This window comes from Sphingomonas sp. 179-A 2A2 NHS (assembly GCF_045371305.1).
Classification (GTDB): domain Bacteria; phylum Pseudomonadota; class Alphaproteobacteria; order Sphingomonadales; family Sphingomonadaceae; genus Sphingomonas.
Map to the genome: position 1 here is coordinate 234,637 of NZ_JBIQDE010000002.1, position 13,921 is coordinate 248,557.

The window sequence follows — 13,921 nt, forward strand, 5'->3', positions numbered from 1 at the left end:
CGTGCGGCGGGCAGGGTGACGATTTCGCTGCGTCGCACTAGATGACGACAATGAACCTCAACGGACTCGACATTGCAGTGCTCACCCTGGTTGGCGGGAGCGCGCTGCTGGGGCTGAAACGGGGGTTCGTCACCGAGGTTCTGGCGCTGTTCGCGTGGGTGGCGGTGATCTTCGCGGTGAAGATCTTCCACTTGCCGACTGCGCAGTTCCTGGCCGGGCCGGTCGGTACGCCATCAGGCGGCGCGGCGCTGGCGTTCGTGCTGCTGGCGGGCGTCACCTATTTCCTGGGACGGATGGTGGCCCGGGCGCTCGGCGAGCGGGTGAAGAAGTCGGTGCTGGGGCCGGTCGACCGCGCGCTTGGTTTCGGCTTTGGTGCGCTGAAGGGGCTGATCCTGGCGAGCCTTGCCTTCCTGCTCGTCTTCCTGGTGCTCGACACGATCAGCGGCGGCCCGCGGCAGCGGCCGGCGTGGACGCGGGAGGCGCGGACCTATCCGCTGCTGAGCGCGACGAGCGCCGCCATGGCCGACTTCGTCGATCGCCGCCGCCGCGGCCAGCCGGTGTTCGGCCCGCGCACCCCGGCGGCGCCCCCCGCCAATGCGAGTAGCCCGTCATGAGCAGCACGCTCTACAATGATGCGATCCTGAAGCTGGCGACCGACAATCCGATCGACGAGCGCCTGGCTGAGCCGCAGGGGACGAGCGAGAAACGATCGCCGATCTGCGGCAGCCGGGTGACGGTGGACGTGAACATCGGCGCCGATGGCCGCGTCAGTGAAGCAGGCATGCTGGTGCGCGCCTGCGCGCTGGGGCAGGCGAGTTCCTCCCTGTTGGCCGGCAACATCGTGGGCCGCACGCCCGACGAACTCGCCGCAGCGCGTGATGCGCTGACCGCGTGGCTGGCGCGGGAGGGGGCGATACCGGACTGGCCGGGCTTGGACGTGCTGGCCCCGGCGCTGGATTATCACGCTCGCCATGCCTCGATCCGTCTCGCGTTCGAAGCGGCGGCGGAAGCGGCAGCCCAGGCCGCGCAGGTGGCTCAAGGGCCGGCAACGGAGGCGAACGAGGCCTGATGGAAGACGCGGCGGGATCCCTGCTCCGCGACGGGTTCATCCTGTTGGGGGCGGGGCTAGGCTTTGTCCTGCTGTTCCGAAGACTGGGCCTCGGCGCGACGCTGGGTTACCTTGTTGCCGGCGCCGTCGTGGGCCCGCAGATCCTGGGGCTGGTGGGGGATGCCGAAGCGAAGCTTGGCATTGCCGAGCTTGGCATCACGCTGCTGCTGTTCGTCGTCGGGCTTGAGCTCAACCCGACGCGGCTGTGGAAGCTGAAGGAAGACATCTTCGGCCTCGGGCTGCTGCAGGTGACGCTGTGCGGCATGGTGATCGCCGCGATCGTGGCGGTGTTCGTCAAATTCTCGCTTCCGGCCGCGCTGGCGCTGGGCCTGCCGCTGGCGCTGTCGTCGACCGCGCAGGTGCTGCCGATGCTGCAATCGTCGGGCCGGCTGCGCACCCCGTTCGGTGAGCGGGCATTCTCGATCCTGTTGTTCCAGGATCTGTCGATCATCCCGCTGATCACGATCATCGCCGCGCTGAGCCGCAACCCGGCCGATGCCGGCGGGCCGCCGGGATGGCTGCTGATCCTTTACACGATCGGCGCGGTCGCGGGCCTCATCGCGGCGGGCCGCTTCCTACTGCGCCCGCTGTTCCGCTGGATCGGCAACATGGGCGAGCGCGAGATGTTCGTGTTCGCCGCGTTGTTCACCGTGATCGCCAGTGCCGCGCTGATGGAGGCGCTTGGGCTGTCGACCGCGCTTGGCGCGTTCGTCGCCGGCGTGATGCTGGCGGACAGCCCGTATCGGCACGAGCTGGAGGCAGATGTCGATCCGTTCCGTTCGATCCTGCTTGGCCTGTTCTTCCTGACGATCGGGATGCTGCTGGACCTCAGCGCGATCGCGGAACGGCCGTTCTTCGTCCTGGCGATGGCGGTGGCGTTGATCGCGACCAAGACGCTGGTGATCTTCGGCCTTGGCCTTGCCTTCAAGATGACCTGGCGCTCCGCGCTCGCGCTGGGGCTGCTGCTGAGCCAGGGCGGGGAATTCGGCTTCGTGCTGTTCGCGCAGGCGACCCACGCGTACCTGATCGCGCCCGAGGCTGCCTCGCTGTTCGGCGCGATCATCACGCTTTCCATGGCGACGACGCCGTTCCTGATGTCCGCGACGCGCCGGTTCCGCGAGGAGCCGATCGTGAAGGAGGAGCGGGACGGGCCGATGGCGGACGGCGCCAATGCGCTGATCGTCGGCTATGGCCGGTTCGGGCAGACGGTGGGGCAGATGCTGCTGGCGCAGGACATTCCCGTCACGCTGATCGACACCGATATCGAGATGATCGACATCGCCGGCGAGTTTGGCGCGAAGGTCTATTATGGTGACGGCACCCGGCTCGACCTCTTGCGCCAGGCGGGTGCGGCGGAGGCGGAGCTGATTCTGTTCTGCATCGATGGCGAACAGGTGACGCCCGAGGTGGTGGAGGCGGTGCACGAGGCCTTCCCGAACGCGGCGATCTATGTGCGCGCGTTTGATCGCCGGGCGCTGATCAAGCTGAAGAACGGCCCGGCGAAGCTCGTGGTGCGCGAAGTGATGGAATCGGCGGTCAAGATGGCCCGGGCCGCGATGGAGGGGCTGGGTATCGAGCGCGGTGACATCGACCGGGCGGAAGACATGTATCGTGCGCGCGACAAGGAGCGGCTGCGCATCCAGATCGAGGCGGGCGACCTGCGCACGGCACGCGCGCTGGTGGCGGAGCAACAGCCATGGGGGAACGGCAAATGAACTGGCTGATGGTGTTGGCGGGACTGTCCGGCGCCCTGGCGGTGGGCGCGGGTGCGTTCGGCGCGCATGGGGCGAGCGGGCAGGCGGCGGAATGGCTGCGGACCGGTGGGCAATATCAGCTGATCCATGCCGTGGCGGCGCTGGTGGCGCTTCGGCTGGAGGTGCGCGGGCCGGGCTGGCTGTTCATCGCCGGCGGCGCGCTGTTCGCCGGTACCCTGTACCTGATGGCGCTGGGCGCGCCGCGCTGGCTGGGCGCGATCACGCCGGTGGGTGGCACGCTGCTAATCGCCGGTTGGCTGTGGCTGGCGTGGGCCGGGATGCGCTCCTAGCCGACGCTCGTGCGCGGGCTCAGCGCTTCTTCCGGCAGGCGTCCGAGCAATAGAGGACGCTGTCCCAGTCGCGGGCCCATTTCTTGCGCCACGTGAACGGCTGGTGGCAGGCGGGGCAGATCTTCGTCGGCAAATCGCGCTTGGCGACGCCGTTCGGCATCAGCCCGCGATTGCCAGATAGTCGCGGACGTCGTCGAGCGAGACGTTCTTGTCGAGATAGGTCTGGCCGATGCCGTGAGCGAGCAGGAAGGGGATGCGCCCGCCGCTCGCCTTCTTGTCGTGCCGCATGTGATCGACGAGGCGTTCTGCCGGGGCATTGATGCCAGCGGCGGCGAGGCCGTCGGGCAGCCCGGCCGCCTGCCAATGCGCCGAGACGCGGATCGCGTCCTCGGCCGAGCAAAGCCCCTGCGCCGCCGAATAACCGAAGGCGAGCGCGCAGCCGGCCGCCACTGCTTCGCCGTGGAGCAGGCGATCGGAAAAGCCGGCTTCCGCCTCCAGCGCGTGGCCGAAGGTGTGGCCGAGGTTCAGCAGCGCGCGGCGGCCGAGCGTTTCGAATTCGTCCTCGCCCACGAGGCGCGCCTTGGCAGCGACGGAGTGAGCGATGGCATATTCGCGCGCCGCGCTGTCGCCGGCGAGGAGCTTCGCGCCGTTCGCCTCGCACCAGGCGAAGAAATCCGCGTCGTCGATCAGGCCGTATTTCACGACTTCCGCGTAGCCAGCGCGAAGCTCGCGGGGCGGGAGCGTATCGAGCACGTCGGGATCGATCAGCACGACCTTGGGCTGATGGAACGCGCCGATCAGGTTCTTGCCCGCGCGCGTGTTGATCCCGGTCTTGCCGCCGACGGACGAATCGACCTGTGCCAGCAGGGTGGTGGGGATCTGCACGAAGCCGCAGCCGCGCTTCAGGATCGCGGTGGCGAAGCCGACCAGGTCGCCGATGACGCCGCCGCCAAGCGCGATCACGTGATCGCCGCGCTCGACGCCGAGATCGAGCAGGCGGTCGGTCAGCGTTTCCAGCGTGCCCCAGCTTTTCGATTTTTCACCCGCCGGAAGCACGATCGGCTCACTGGCCACGCCGGCCGCATCGAGCGAGGTGCGCAGCGTCTCGAGATGTTGCGCGACATTCTCGTCAGCGACGATCGGAACGCGGCGGCCGCGGGCGAGCGGGGCGATCTGTTCACCCGCGCGGGCGAGCAGTCCCGCCTCGATCACCACATCATAGCTGCGCGCGCCGAGCGCCACCCGAACCGTCGTCATGCCGCCCCGTAACCGATCGCATCGAGGATGGCACGTACCGTTGCCTCGTGCGGGACATTGTTGCTGGGCACGCGGATATGCGCCTGGGCGTAGAGCGGATTGCGCACCTCGGCGAGCTCGCGCAGCACCTTGGCGGGATCCTTGCCGCGCAGCAGCGGCCGCGTATCCCGCTTGCGCACGCGTTCGACCAGAACGTCGATATCGGCATCGAGCCAGATCGCCAGCGCTTCGGAGAGGATCAGCGCGCGCGTCGCATCGTTGATGAAGGCGCCGCCGCCAGTGGCGATCACCTTGGGCCGGCCATCAATCAGCCGCTGGATCACGCGCCGCTCGCCATCCCGGAAATAATCCTCACCGAACTGGGCGAAGATCTCCGGGATCGTCATGCCCGCGGCATCCTCGATCTCATTGTCGGCATCGACGAACGGCAGGCCGAGGCGGTGCGCCAGGCGGCGGCCGACCGTTGACTTGCCCGCACCCATCAGGCCGACCAGCACGATCGGGCCGCGCGGGCGGCGGGCGTTGTTCACAGGTTCGGCAGGGGCGGGGCTTTGCATCATCGGCTGGCGGGCTATACAGCGCGTCGGCGCCCCGGGCACAAGGTACGTGCGTGGGGAACTGGGCTGCGGGTGTACTCGCGTCGTACAGGGTAGAAACATGTCGCGGTTGATCGTCTCGCTGGTGGTGCTGTTGGTCGTGGTGGTCGGCGGGTTGTTCTTCCTCGCGGGCAGCGCGACCGAGCGGCCGACGACGCGTGTCGAAAAGGCGGTCGAGCTTGGCAATCTCGCGAGCTAAGGCACTGGCGGCGCTCGCCGCCGCTGCCTCCTTGGCTGCCGCGGCGGTCGCGCAGAACGCCCAGGCACCCGAATCACTGCTGCCGCCCGGGTTCGGCGAGCCCGTGGCTCCCGCGCCGCCGGCACAAACACCTGACGGCGCGACCGTGCAGCCGCTGCCGGCGCCGCTGGACCTGCCCCTGCCGGAGGTGAGCCCCACCCCGACACCGACGCCCACGCCGCCGAGCGAAGAAGAACTGGCGCGCTACGAGATGCCGCTGTTCGCGCGGCGCTCGCTCGCCATCGTCGGCCCGATCGGGACGGCGGAAGGTGGCCTGCCGCGTAATGCCTTCGGGTCTGCCGATGGCGGCTTCGTCGAAACGCTGATGCGGCGGCTCTCGGCTCCGCTGCCATCACGCTGGCTGTCGATCGCGCTTCGCCGTACGCTCGTCTCGCAGCTGGATACGCCGGCGGGCCTCAACGGCGCGGATTTCGCCGCCGAGCGCGCGTGGCTGCTGCTGCGGATGGGCGAATCGGTCGCGGCGCGCAGCGTGATCCAGAGCGTCGACACCGGCAATGCGACGCCCAAGTACCGGCAGGTCGCGATGCAGGCGATGCTGGCGAATGCGGATCCCGCCGGCTTGTGTCCGCTTGCCGATGATGCGGAGAACAGCGAGCGCGGCTGGATCATGGCGCGCGCGATGTGCGCGGCGCTGGGCAATGCCGATGGTGGCGCGCAGCCGTTGCTCGCCGACGCGCGCCGCCGCCGTGTCGCGAGCGGGATCGATCTGCAGCTGGCGCAGAAGGTGATCGGCGCGGGGCGCGACAGCCGGCAGGCGATCACGATCGAGTGGGACCCAGTGGTTCAGCTCACCACCTGGCGCTTCGGGCTGGCGACGGCGACTGGCGTGGCGATCCCGGCCGCATTGTACGAGACGGTCGGTCCGCAGGTGACCGGCTGGCGCGCGCTGGCGCCTGCCATTCCGCTTGCCGATCGCGCACCGGCGGCGGAAGCGGCGGCGGCGATGGGGGTGATCTCGAACGCCGCGCTGGTCGATCTGTTCGCCGCGCTCGATGCCGCCGACGACACTCCGGCGGCGCTTGGCGCAATCGCATCGGACTTGCGCGCGGCTTATGTCGGCGGCGATGTCGCAACCCGGCTGGGCGCGCTTCGACAGCTGTGGAATGCGGGCGAGACGCCGTCTACGCGCTACGCCCGGCTGGTACTGACGGCCCGGGCTGCGGCACGAATCCGGCCGACCGACGGCCGAGAGGAAGCTGACCGCATCGTTGCCTCGATGCTGACCGCCGGGCTCGACCGCTCCGCGCAGCGCTGGCGCGGGCAAGTGGACGAGGGCGGCGATGCGTGGGCGATGCTGGCGCTTGCCGATCCCGATGCGAATACGCGGATGAGCTACAGCAATGTCGCCGGCTACTCGGGGGCGGGCGATGCGGCGCTGAAGCGGCGGATGTTCTTTGCCGGCATGGCCGGGCTCGGCCGGATGACGCAGGACGATGTGGAGCGCGGGGCGCAGGCGCTGGACGTTCCGATCGGCGCGACCAATTCCTGGACGCGCGCGATGGACCGCGCAGTGCGGGAGCGCCAGCCGGCGACCGTCATCCTGCTGTCCGCCGTGGCCATGCAGACGGCGAGCTGGCGCGGCGTGCCGCCGGAGATGCTGTACCGCATCGTTGCATCGCTGCGCGCCGTCGGCCTCGACGGCGAGGCGCGGATGATCGCCGCCGAGGCGCTGGCACGGGCCTAACGATGGGCGCGGACGACGCCTCGATCGACCGCTTCCTGGAAATGCTGGCAGCGCAAGCGGGGGCGGCGCGCAATACGATCGCCGCCTATCGCAGCGACTTGATGCTGGCGTCCGAGGCACTGGATGGTGCGCTCTCGATCGCCGATGGTGCGGCGCTGGCGCGGCTTGGCGACGGATGGGCGAAGCTGTCGCGCGCGACGGTGGCGCGGAAGGCCGCTGCGCTGCGCCGATACTTTGCGTTTCTGGTCGAAGAAGGGGACCGCGCCGACGACCCGGGGGATGCGCTACCCAAGCCGGGTAGCCGGCGGCCGCTGCCCAAGACGCTGAGCCACGAGGATGTCGATCGGCTGTTCGCGGTGGTCGCCGCGCGGGTGGCGCGCGATCCGCCGCTGCCGGCGGACCTGCGCAACGCCGCGCTGCTGGAGCTGCTCTACGGATCGGGCCTGCGCGCTACCGAGCTCGTCTCCCTGCCGCGCAACGCGGTTCATCCTGATCGCCCGTTCGTGATCCTTACGGGCAAGGGCGGGAAGGAGCGGCTGGTACCGATTTCCGACCGCGCGCGAGCCGCGGTGGCGGCTTGGCGTGCACATGTCGCCGTCGATCGGCCATTTCTCTTTCCCTCCGGCGCAACCCATCTTTCGCGCGTCAGGCTGTTCCAGATCATCCGTTCGCTAGGGGCGGAGGCGGGAATTCCGCCCGACCGGATCAGCCCGCACGTGCTGCGTCACGCTTTCGCCACCCACCTGCTGGAAGGCGGCGCAGATCTGCGCGCGCTTCAGTCAATGCTTGGCCATGCCGATATCGCGACGACCGAAATCTACACCCATGTTGATCGCTCGCGTCTCGTCGCGCTCGTCAATGAACGCCACCCGCTCGTTGACGCAGCGAACCGGCGCGCCTAGCTGCGCGCGATGCCGACTTTCCTCGACTTCGAAAAGCCGATTGCGGAGCTTCAAGGCCGCATCGATGAATTGCGCGAGACCGGCGCCGATGGCGGCGTCGACATTACCGCCGAAATCGCCAAGCTTCAGGCCAAGTCCGACAAGCTGCTGCGCGACACCTTTTCCAAGCTGACGCCGTGGCAGAAGACGCAGGTCGCCCGCCATCCGGAGCGCCCGCATTTCAAGGATTATGTCACCGGGCTGTTCAGCGAATTTGTGCCGCTGGCCGGCGACCGCGCCTTCGCCGACGACCAGGCGATCTTGGGCGGCTTCGCCACGTTTCGCGGGCAGCGCGTGCTGGTGCTGGGACACGAGAAGGGTGCGGATACCGCAAGCCGGCTGAAGCACAATTTCGGCATGGGGAAGCCCGAAGGGTATCGCAAAGCCGTGCGGTTGATGTCGCTGGCGGACCGATTCGGCCTGCCGATCGTGACGCTGGTGGATACCTCGGGTGCTTTCCCGGGTCTGCAGGCGGAAGAGCGCGGACAGGCTGAAGCCATCGCGCGATCGACCGAGATGTGCCTTGCCGTTGGTGTGCCGCTGGTCTCCGCGGTTGTTGGCGAGGGTGGCTCGGGCGGCGCGATTGCGCTGGCGAGCGGAAACCGCGTGCTGATGTTCGAACACGCCGTCTATTCGGTGATCTCGCCCGAGGGATGCGCCTCGATCCTGTGGCGCACCGCGGATAAGGCGGCGGATGCCGCCGAGGCGATGAAGGTGACGGCGCAGCATCTGAAGGAACTGGGGGTGATCGACACGATCGTGCCCGAACCGCTGGGCGGCGCGCATCGCGGGCCAGCGGCGGCGATCGGCGCGCTGGGCGATGCAATCGACGGCGCTCTGGGTGAGCTGACATCGCTGGACCCAGACGCGCTGCGCCGTGATCGGCGCGAGAAGTTCCTCGCGATGGGCCGTGCGCTGGCCTGAGGGTTCGGGCGTGATTTTGTCGATGTAGTCTGGGCAAAGAAAAGGGCGGTGAGCCGAAGCTCACCGCCCTTTCTATTTCGATCTTGGAAATGGAGGCTTAGGTAGCCTTCATGTTCGTCGAAACGTTGGTGAAGGTCTTGGTCAGCTGATTGCCGAGGCCCTGCATGGCGGCGATGGCGGCGACGGCGATCAGCGCGGCGATCAGGCCGTACTCGATCGCGGTCGCGCCCTTGGAATTCTTCAGGAAGGCGCGGATCTTCTGCATGTTCGATCTCCAGTGGTTGTCTTAGCTTCAGTCACCCGACCGGATTGGAACATGGCCCCCGTCCGGTGATAGATCTGGTAGGGCGGGCAGGTTGAAAAAAACTTAAGCTGGCAGGGAACTTTTACCGAGCCGCGACGACCTTGGAGCTGATGTCGCTCCACATGTTCGTCGTGACGTCTGCCACTCCGATAAGGCTGGCCATCAACGCCAGCACGATGACGGCGAGGATCAGCCCATACTCGACCGCGGTTGCACCGCGCGTGTCACGCACGAAGTGCAAAAGCGCCCGGATGAGCGATCGTTCGGGCGAGGACGGGGGGCGGCGCATGGCTTAGGGATGACACGCCAGCGTTAATGAAAGGTCGACATGCCGAACGAGGCGCCTGAAAACTCACGAAGCTTCCTGGTGGTTGCTGGCGCGCTCGGCACGCCGGACGGCCGGTTCCTCATGCAGCAGCGACCTGCCGACAAGGAACATGGCGGGTTGTGGGAGTTTCCCGGCGGCAAGGTAGAGGCAGACGAGACACCGGAGGAGGCGCTGGTCCGCGAACTTCGGGAGGAACTGGATGTGGCGGTGGATCCGACCGATCTCTATCCGTTGAGCTTCGCCAGTCGCCCGGCAGCGCGCGGGCGGCAGCTTGTGCTCCTGCTTTATCGAATTGAGCGATGGCTGGGCGAGCCGCGCGCAATCGAAGCGGCCGGATTATGCTGGGGTGCGCCGCAGGCGCTTGTGCGGCTGGCAATGCCACCGGGTGATGCGGCCTTTGTCGATCTGTTGATCAGATCGGAACCGTCAGGCGGCGAGGCAGATGCTGAGACTGCAGAAGACAAAGGCGAACACGAGCCAAGGGTGCGAACGCACCATCCAGTCTGAATCCCCATCCATGTCACGCACGAGTCGCCCCCCGGCTTTGGAGCTTGGCGCAAGGCTTACCGCGCGCGTGCGGCGGCGCGAGGAAGGATCGACGAAACGACGTGATGACGCGCTGGCGGCGCTGCGTGCCGGCTGCGAGTGGTTCGCAAGCGGAGCCGATGGGCGATGATGGCGTTCAGCCAGCAATTCCCCCGACTATCGCCAGAGGCTGCCCATGCGGATCACCATCAACGGCCATACGCACGATGTTGAGGCCGACATCCGAACATCGCTGCTCGACCTGTGCCGCGAGCATCTCGGCCTCACCGGATCCAAGAAGGGCTGCGATCACGGCCAGTGCGGCGCCTGCACGATGCTGGTCAACGGCCGGCGCATCAACAGCTGCCTGACGCTGGCGGTGATGCACGAAGGCGACGAGATTACGACGATCGAGGGCCTGGGCAGTGTCGACACGCTTCATCCGCTGCAGGAAGCATTCGTCCGCCACGATGGCTATCAATGCGGCTATTGCACGCCGGGTCAGATCTGCTCCGCGGCCGGCATGCTGGACGAGGTGGCGAAGGGGTGGCCGAGCCATGTCTCGGCCGACCTTGCTGATGTTTCGCTCGATGATGATGAGATCTCCGAGCGCATGAGCGGCAATTTGTGCCGCTGTTCGGCCTATCCCAATATCGTCGATGCGATCCGCGAGGTGGCGGGCATGGGCGATCGTCGGCCCGAAAAGGTCATGCTCGGGGAGGAACGGGCATGAGGCTGTTCCAATATGAGCGTGCGGCGAGCCCGGAGGCTGCCGCGAGCCAGGCGAATGCACAGCAGACCAAGTTCATCGCGGGCGGGACGAACCTGCTCGACCTGATGAAGCTGCAGATCGAGACACCGGAGCGGCTGGTTGATATCAGCCGCCTCCCGCTCGATACTGTCGAGCAACGCGATGACGGCGGCCTGACGATCGGCGCATTGGTCCCGAACAGCGACCTTGCCGCCGACAAGCGCGTGACCGAAGGCTATGAAGTGCTGAGCCGCGCATTGCTGGCCGGCGCATCCGGCCAGTTGCGCAACAAGGCTTCGACCGGCGGTAATCTGCTGCAGCGCACGCGTTGCTATTATTTCTACGACACTGCCAGTGCGTGCAACAAGCGCGAGCCGGGCAGCGGATGCGATGCGATTGGCGGGTTCAACCGTATTCTCGCGGTGCTCGGTACGTCGGAACAGTGCATCGCCACGCATCCCAGCGACATGGCGGTGGCGATGATGGCGCTCGACGCAACGATCGTCACACTGAAGCCTGATGGCGATCGTCGTCGGATCCCGATCGCGGACTTCCACCGCCTGCCCGGTGACACGCCGCACATCGAGACGGTGTTGGAGCCGGGCGAACTGGTCACCGCAGTCGAGCTGCCGCCGCCCCCAACCGGTCGCCAGCTGTACCGCAAGGTGCGCGACCGCGCGTCCTATGCCTTCGCCCTGGTGTCGGTGGCGGGCGTCGTGGACATGAAGGACGGGAAGATCGCATCCGCGGCGCTCGCCTTCGGCGGCCTTGCGCACAAGCCGTGGCGTGATCCCGCGGTGGAGCAGGCGCTGATCGGAAAGGCGCCGAGCCACGAGGCGTTCGCTGCGGCCGCGGACGCGCTGCTGGCTGGCGCGCGTGGCTATGGCGCCAACGACTTCAAGATACCGCTCGCGCGGCGCACGCTGATCGCGGCGCTCAACGAATTGACGGGAGAGCGCTGATGTTCGGCTTTGGCCACACGAACAGCCTGAAGATGGACAAGCCGGTCGAGCAGAGCCTGCTCGATTCAGGTGCGCAGAACGTCATCGGCAAGCCGCTCAACCGCCATGAAGGGCGCAAGAAGGTGGCGGGGAAGGCGATCTATTCAGCCGAGTACAGCCTGCCGAACATGGCTTATGGCGTGCTCGTCGGTGCAAGGCAGGGTGCCGGCACCGTCAAGTCGATCGATGCGGAGGCAGTGAAGCGGCTGCCCGGCGTCATCGACGTCGTGACCGACTTCAAACACTTCATTCGCAATGCGGGCCAGGGCGGCGAGAGCAAGGCACCCACTACCGGCGTCAAGGACGTGGCCTATTTTGGCCAGGTCGTCGCGATCGTGCTGGGCGAGAGCTACGAAGCGGCGCGTGACGCTGCACTCCGGTTACCGATCGAGGTGGAGGAGGCGGACGGGCGCTGGGACTTCGATGCGCATCGCCACGAGACCGAGGTGCCGCCGCCGAACAATATCCCCGCGCATTTTACCCAAGGTGATCTTGATGCGGCGATGGCCAAGGCGGCAGTGACGATCGACGAGACGTTCACGACGCCGAGCCAGAATTCCGCGGCGATGGAGCCCCACGCCTCGGTCGCGACGTGGGAAGATGGAGAGCTGGTGATCTACGGATCGTACCAGATCCCCACCAAGGACGCGATGGCGCTGGCGGATGCGCTAGGCATTTCGTCGAAGAAGGTGCGGATCATCGCCGAATATGTTGGCGGCGGCTTCGGATCGAAGCTCGGCATCTCGCCGGAAAGCGCGGCGGCAGCGATCGCGGCGAAACAGCTTGGTCGACCAGTGAAGGCAGTCATGATGCGCCAGCAGGTGTTCGAGACGACCGTGCGCCGCTCGAACACCGAGCAGCGCATCCTGCTGGCGGCGAACGCCGACGGGCGGTTGACCGGGATCGGCCACGAGACGGTGTGCGCGAACCTGCCGAACGAGGATTTCTTCGAGCCGGCCGGGATCGGCACCCACTTCCTTTACGCTGGCGAGAACCGGCGGATCACTCATGATCTGGTGCGCATGAACCTCGTTTTGTCGGGGTCGATGCGCGCTCCCGGCGAGGCGGTCGGCATGCTGGCGGTCGAATCGGCGATGGACATGCTGGCAGAGAAGATCGGGATCGATCCGATCGAGCTCCGCCGTCGCAACGAGCCGGCGCAGGATCCAGAGAAGGGCGTTCCCTTCTCGTCGCGCAGCCTGATCGAGTGCCTGGAGACGGGAGCGGCCAGGTTCGGCTGGGATGCGCGCCAGCCTGCCGGCAAACGGCGTGAGGGCGAATGGCTGGTGGGCATGGGCGTCGCCGCGGCCTGCCGGAGCAACCTGCTCCAGAGCGAATCGGCCAAGGTATCCGTGAATTCCGCCGGCCACGCGACGATCGAAAGCGCGATGACCGACATCGGCACCGGCACCTACACTATCCTTTCACAGGTGGCGGGCGAACTGCTCGGCCTTGCGCCCGAGGCGATCACCGTAAAGTTGGGCGACAGCGCGGCGCCGCCGTCGGCGGGCTCGGGCGGGTCCTGGGGTGCATGCGGATCCGGATCAGCGGTGTATCTCGCGTGCGAGAAGATCCGCGAAGATATCGCAAAGAAGCTGGATGCGGAGCCGGCGGACGTCACCTTCAAGGACGGCATGGTGATCGCCGCGAACCGATCGGTGCGGCTTGCCGACATCGTCGGCGACGGCATCGAAGCGACGGGCGAGATCAAGCCGGGCAAGCAGAAGGACGAAACCACCCAGGCGTCGTTCGGCGCGCATTTTGCGGAGGTTGGCGTCAATGCGGTGACGGGTGAGGTGCGGGTGCGGCGGATGCTGGGCGTGTTCGCGGCGGGGCGGATCCTCAATGAGAAGACTGCGCGGTCACAGTGCCTCGGCGGCATGACCTTCGGCATCGGCGCTGCGCTGACCGAGGAACTGGTGCATGATCCCCGGAACGGCAAGCTCGTGAACCGCGATCTTGCCGAATACCATCTGCCGGTGAATGCCGATGTGCCGCAGCTCGAGGTACATTTCCTCGAGGAGCGAGACGTTCATGCCAATCCCTTGCAGGCGAAGGGATTGGGCGAGCTGGGCATTTCGGGTGCCGGCGCGGCGATCGCCAACGCCGTCTACAATGCCTGCGGCGTCCGCGTGCGGGATTTCCCGCTGACACTGGACAAGATCATCAAGGGACTGCCGGAGTGATCTGAAAAGCATC

At 67.2% G+C, this 13,921-nt stretch carries 17 protein-coding genes; 12 read left to right on the forward strand and 5 right to left on the reverse strand.

All coding sequences use genetic code 11. From position 1 onward, the window contains the following. The first annotated feature begins 50 nt into the window (after positions 1-50). The 4 genes from ACH0AE_RS04275 to ACH0AE_RS04290 are packed head-to-tail and all read left to right on the forward strand — an operon-like array spanning position 51 to position 3,152. Positions 51-614, forward strand: coding sequence for a CvpA family protein (locus ACH0AE_RS04275; RefSeq protein WP_294442307.1), 564 nt, complete (start codon positions 51-53; stop codon positions 612-614). Continuing rightward, the gene (locus tag ACH0AE_RS04280) at positions 611-1,069 is read left to right on the forward strand and encodes an iron-sulfur cluster assembly scaffold protein (protein ID WP_406875479.1); all 459 of its coding nucleotides are present in this window, start codon (positions 611-613) and stop codon (positions 1,067-1,069) included. Before ACH0AE_RS04275 ends, ACH0AE_RS04280 begins: the two co-directional genes overlap by 4 nt. Next, positions 1,069-2,823, forward strand: a complete 1,755-nt coding sequence (locus tag ACH0AE_RS04285) for a cation:proton antiporter (RefSeq protein ID WP_294442305.1) — start codon at positions 1,069-1,071, stop codon at positions 2,821-2,823. Before ACH0AE_RS04280 ends, ACH0AE_RS04285 begins: the two co-directional genes overlap by 1 nt. Then, positions 2,820-3,152, forward strand: a complete 333-nt coding sequence (locus ACH0AE_RS04290; RefSeq protein ID WP_294442304.1) for a DUF423 domain-containing protein — start codon at positions 2,820-2,822, stop codon at positions 3,150-3,152. Before ACH0AE_RS04285 ends, ACH0AE_RS04290 begins: the two co-directional genes overlap by 4 nt. Positions 3,153-3,171: 19 nt before the next feature. On the opposite strand, the gene ACH0AE_RS04295 is transcribed toward ACH0AE_RS04290, so the two are convergent. From ACH0AE_RS04295 to ACH0AE_RS04305, 3 genes are read right to left on the reverse strand one after another with little or no spacing between them, the layout of a single operon-like run. After that, a complete protein-coding gene (locus ACH0AE_RS04295; protein ID WP_294442303.1) occupies positions 3,172-3,312 on the reverse strand; it encodes a DUF2256 domain-containing protein in 141 nt (46 codons plus the stop codon). Next, positions 3,312-4,409, reverse strand: coding sequence for a 3-dehydroquinate synthase (gene aroB, locus ACH0AE_RS04300; protein WP_294442302.1), 1,098 nt, complete (start codon positions 4,407-4,409; stop codon positions 3,312-3,314). The genes ACH0AE_RS04295 and aroB overlap by 1 nt, the downstream gene beginning before the upstream one ends. Further along, positions 4,406-4,969 (reverse strand): shikimate kinase, encoded by a 564-nt coding sequence (locus tag ACH0AE_RS04305; protein WP_294442301.1) that lies wholly within the window; start codon positions 4,967-4,969, stop codon positions 4,406-4,408. The genes aroB and ACH0AE_RS04305 overlap by 4 nt, the downstream gene beginning before the upstream one ends. Before the next feature lie 97 nt (positions 4,970-5,066). On the opposite strand from ACH0AE_RS04305, the gene ACH0AE_RS04310 reads away from it, so the two are divergent. Genes ACH0AE_RS04310 through ACH0AE_RS04325 form a run of 4 tightly spaced genes read left to right on the forward strand, consistent with a single transcriptional unit; the run spans position 5,067 to position 8,813 of the window. Next, a complete protein-coding gene (locus tag ACH0AE_RS04310) occupies positions 5,067-5,204 on the forward strand; it encodes a hypothetical protein (RefSeq protein WP_294442300.1) in 138 nt (45 codons plus the stop codon). Beyond that, positions 5,185-6,948 (forward strand): hypothetical protein, encoded by a 1,764-nt coding sequence (locus ACH0AE_RS04315; protein WP_294442299.1) that lies wholly within the window; start codon positions 5,185-5,187, stop codon positions 6,946-6,948. Before ACH0AE_RS04310 ends, ACH0AE_RS04315 begins: the two co-directional genes overlap by 20 nt. A gap of 2 nt (positions 6,949-6,950) precedes the next feature. Beyond that, a complete protein-coding gene (locus ACH0AE_RS04320) occupies positions 6,951-7,850 on the forward strand; it encodes a tyrosine-type recombinase/integrase (RefSeq protein ID WP_294442298.1) in 900 nt (299 codons plus the stop codon). Positions 7,851-7,859: 9 nt separating this feature from the next. Next, a complete protein-coding gene (locus tag ACH0AE_RS04325) occupies positions 7,860-8,813 on the forward strand; it encodes an acetyl-CoA carboxylase carboxyltransferase subunit alpha (protein ID WP_294442297.1) in 954 nt (317 codons plus the stop codon). Positions 8,814-8,910: 97 nt separating this feature from the next. Here ACH0AE_RS04325 and ACH0AE_RS04330 read toward each other — a convergent pair whose 3' ends face one another. Beyond that, positions 8,911-9,078, reverse strand: coding sequence for a Flp family type IVb pilin (locus ACH0AE_RS04330; RefSeq protein ID WP_294442296.1), 168 nt, complete (start codon positions 9,076-9,078; stop codon positions 8,911-8,913). Positions 9,079-9,199: 121 nt separating this feature from the next. Next, the gene (locus ACH0AE_RS04335; RefSeq protein ID WP_406875480.1) at positions 9,200-9,349 is read right to left on the reverse strand and encodes a Flp family type IVb pilin; all 150 of its coding nucleotides are present in this window, start codon (positions 9,347-9,349) and stop codon (positions 9,200-9,202) included. A gap of 96 nt (positions 9,350-9,445) precedes the next feature. Between ACH0AE_RS04335 and ACH0AE_RS04340 the strand changes: the two genes are divergently transcribed. The 4 genes from ACH0AE_RS04340 to ACH0AE_RS04355 all read left to right on the forward strand — a co-directional run bounded on the left by ACH0AE_RS04340 (position 9,446) and on the right by ACH0AE_RS04355 (position 13,908). Continuing rightward, complete coding sequence (locus ACH0AE_RS04340) at positions 9,446-9,952, forward strand: (deoxy)nucleoside triphosphate pyrophosphohydrolase (RefSeq protein WP_294442294.1); 507 nt, start codon at positions 9,446-9,448, stop codon at positions 9,950-9,952. Positions 9,953-10,166: 214 nt separating this feature from the next. Further along, positions 10,167-10,703: a 2Fe-2S iron-sulfur cluster-binding protein gene (locus ACH0AE_RS04345; protein ID WP_294442293.1), complete on the forward strand. Its 537-nt coding sequence runs from the start codon at positions 10,167-10,169 to the stop codon at positions 10,701-10,703. Beyond that, on the forward strand, positions 10,700-11,683 hold the full coding sequence (locus ACH0AE_RS04350; protein WP_294442292.1) for a xanthine dehydrogenase family protein subunit M: 984 nt from the start codon (positions 10,700-10,702) through the stop codon (positions 11,681-11,683). The genes ACH0AE_RS04345 and ACH0AE_RS04350 overlap by 4 nt, the downstream gene beginning before the upstream one ends. Next, positions 11,683-13,908 carry a xanthine dehydrogenase family protein molybdopterin-binding subunit gene (locus tag ACH0AE_RS04355; protein ID WP_294442291.1) on the forward strand — a complete coding sequence of 742 codons (2,226 nt, stop codon included), beginning with the start codon at positions 11,683-11,685 and terminating at the stop codon, positions 13,906-13,908. The genes ACH0AE_RS04350 and ACH0AE_RS04355 overlap by 1 nt, the downstream gene beginning before the upstream one ends. Positions 13,909-13,921 lie beyond the last annotated feature (13 nt).

What these genes read in the sequence shown, in the direction of transcription:
- ACH0AE_RS04275 (WP_294442307.1), top strand. Translation starts at nt 51, where the DNA reads ATGAACCTCAACGGACTCGACATTGCAGTGCTCACCCTGGTTGGCGGG.
- ACH0AE_RS04280 (WP_406875479.1), top strand. Translation starts at nt 611, where the DNA reads ATGAGCAGCACGCTCTACAATGATGCGATCCTGAAGCTGGCGACCGAC.
- ACH0AE_RS04285 (WP_294442305.1), top strand. Translation starts at nt 1,069, where the DNA reads ATGGAAGACGCGGCGGGATCCCTGCTCCGCGACGGGTTCATCCTGTTG.
- ACH0AE_RS04290 (WP_294442304.1), top strand. Translation starts at nt 2,820, where the DNA reads ATGAACTGGCTGATGGTGTTGGCGGGACTGTCCGGCGCCCTGGCGGTG.
- ACH0AE_RS04295 (WP_294442303.1), bottom strand. Translation starts at nt 3,312, where the DNA reads ATGCCGAACGGCGTCGCCAAGCGCGATTTGCCGACGAAGATCTGCCCC.
- aroB (WP_294442302.1), bottom strand. Translation starts at nt 4,409, where the DNA reads ATGACGACGGTTCGGGTGGCGCTCGGCGCGCGCAGCTATGATGTGGTG.
- ACH0AE_RS04305 (WP_294442301.1), bottom strand. Translation starts at nt 4,969, where the DNA reads ATGATGCAAAGCCCCGCCCCTGCCGAACCTGTGAACAACGCCCGCCGC.
- ACH0AE_RS04310 (WP_294442300.1), top strand. Translation starts at nt 5,067, where the DNA reads ATGTCGCGGTTGATCGTCTCGCTGGTGGTGCTGTTGGTCGTGGTGGTC.
- ACH0AE_RS04320 (WP_294442298.1), top strand. Translation starts at nt 6,951, where the DNA reads ATGGGCGCGGACGACGCCTCGATCGACCGCTTCCTGGAAATGCTGGCA.
- ACH0AE_RS04325 (WP_294442297.1), top strand. Translation starts at nt 7,860, where the DNA reads ATGCCGACTTTCCTCGACTTCGAAAAGCCGATTGCGGAGCTTCAAGGC.
- ACH0AE_RS04330 (WP_294442296.1), bottom strand. Translation starts at nt 9,078, where the DNA reads ATGCAGAAGATCCGCGCCTTCCTGAAGAATTCCAAGGGCGCGACCGCG.
- ACH0AE_RS04340 (WP_294442294.1), top strand. Translation starts at nt 9,446, where the DNA reads ATGCCGAACGAGGCGCCTGAAAACTCACGAAGCTTCCTGGTGGTTGCT.
- ACH0AE_RS04345 (WP_294442293.1), top strand. Translation starts at nt 10,167, where the DNA reads ATGCGGATCACCATCAACGGCCATACGCACGATGTTGAGGCCGACATC.
- ACH0AE_RS04350 (WP_294442292.1), top strand. Translation starts at nt 10,700, where the DNA reads ATGAGGCTGTTCCAATATGAGCGTGCGGCGAGCCCGGAGGCTGCCGCG.
- ACH0AE_RS04355 (WP_294442291.1), top strand. Translation starts at nt 11,683, where the DNA reads ATGTTCGGCTTTGGCCACACGAACAGCCTGAAGATGGACAAGCCGGTC.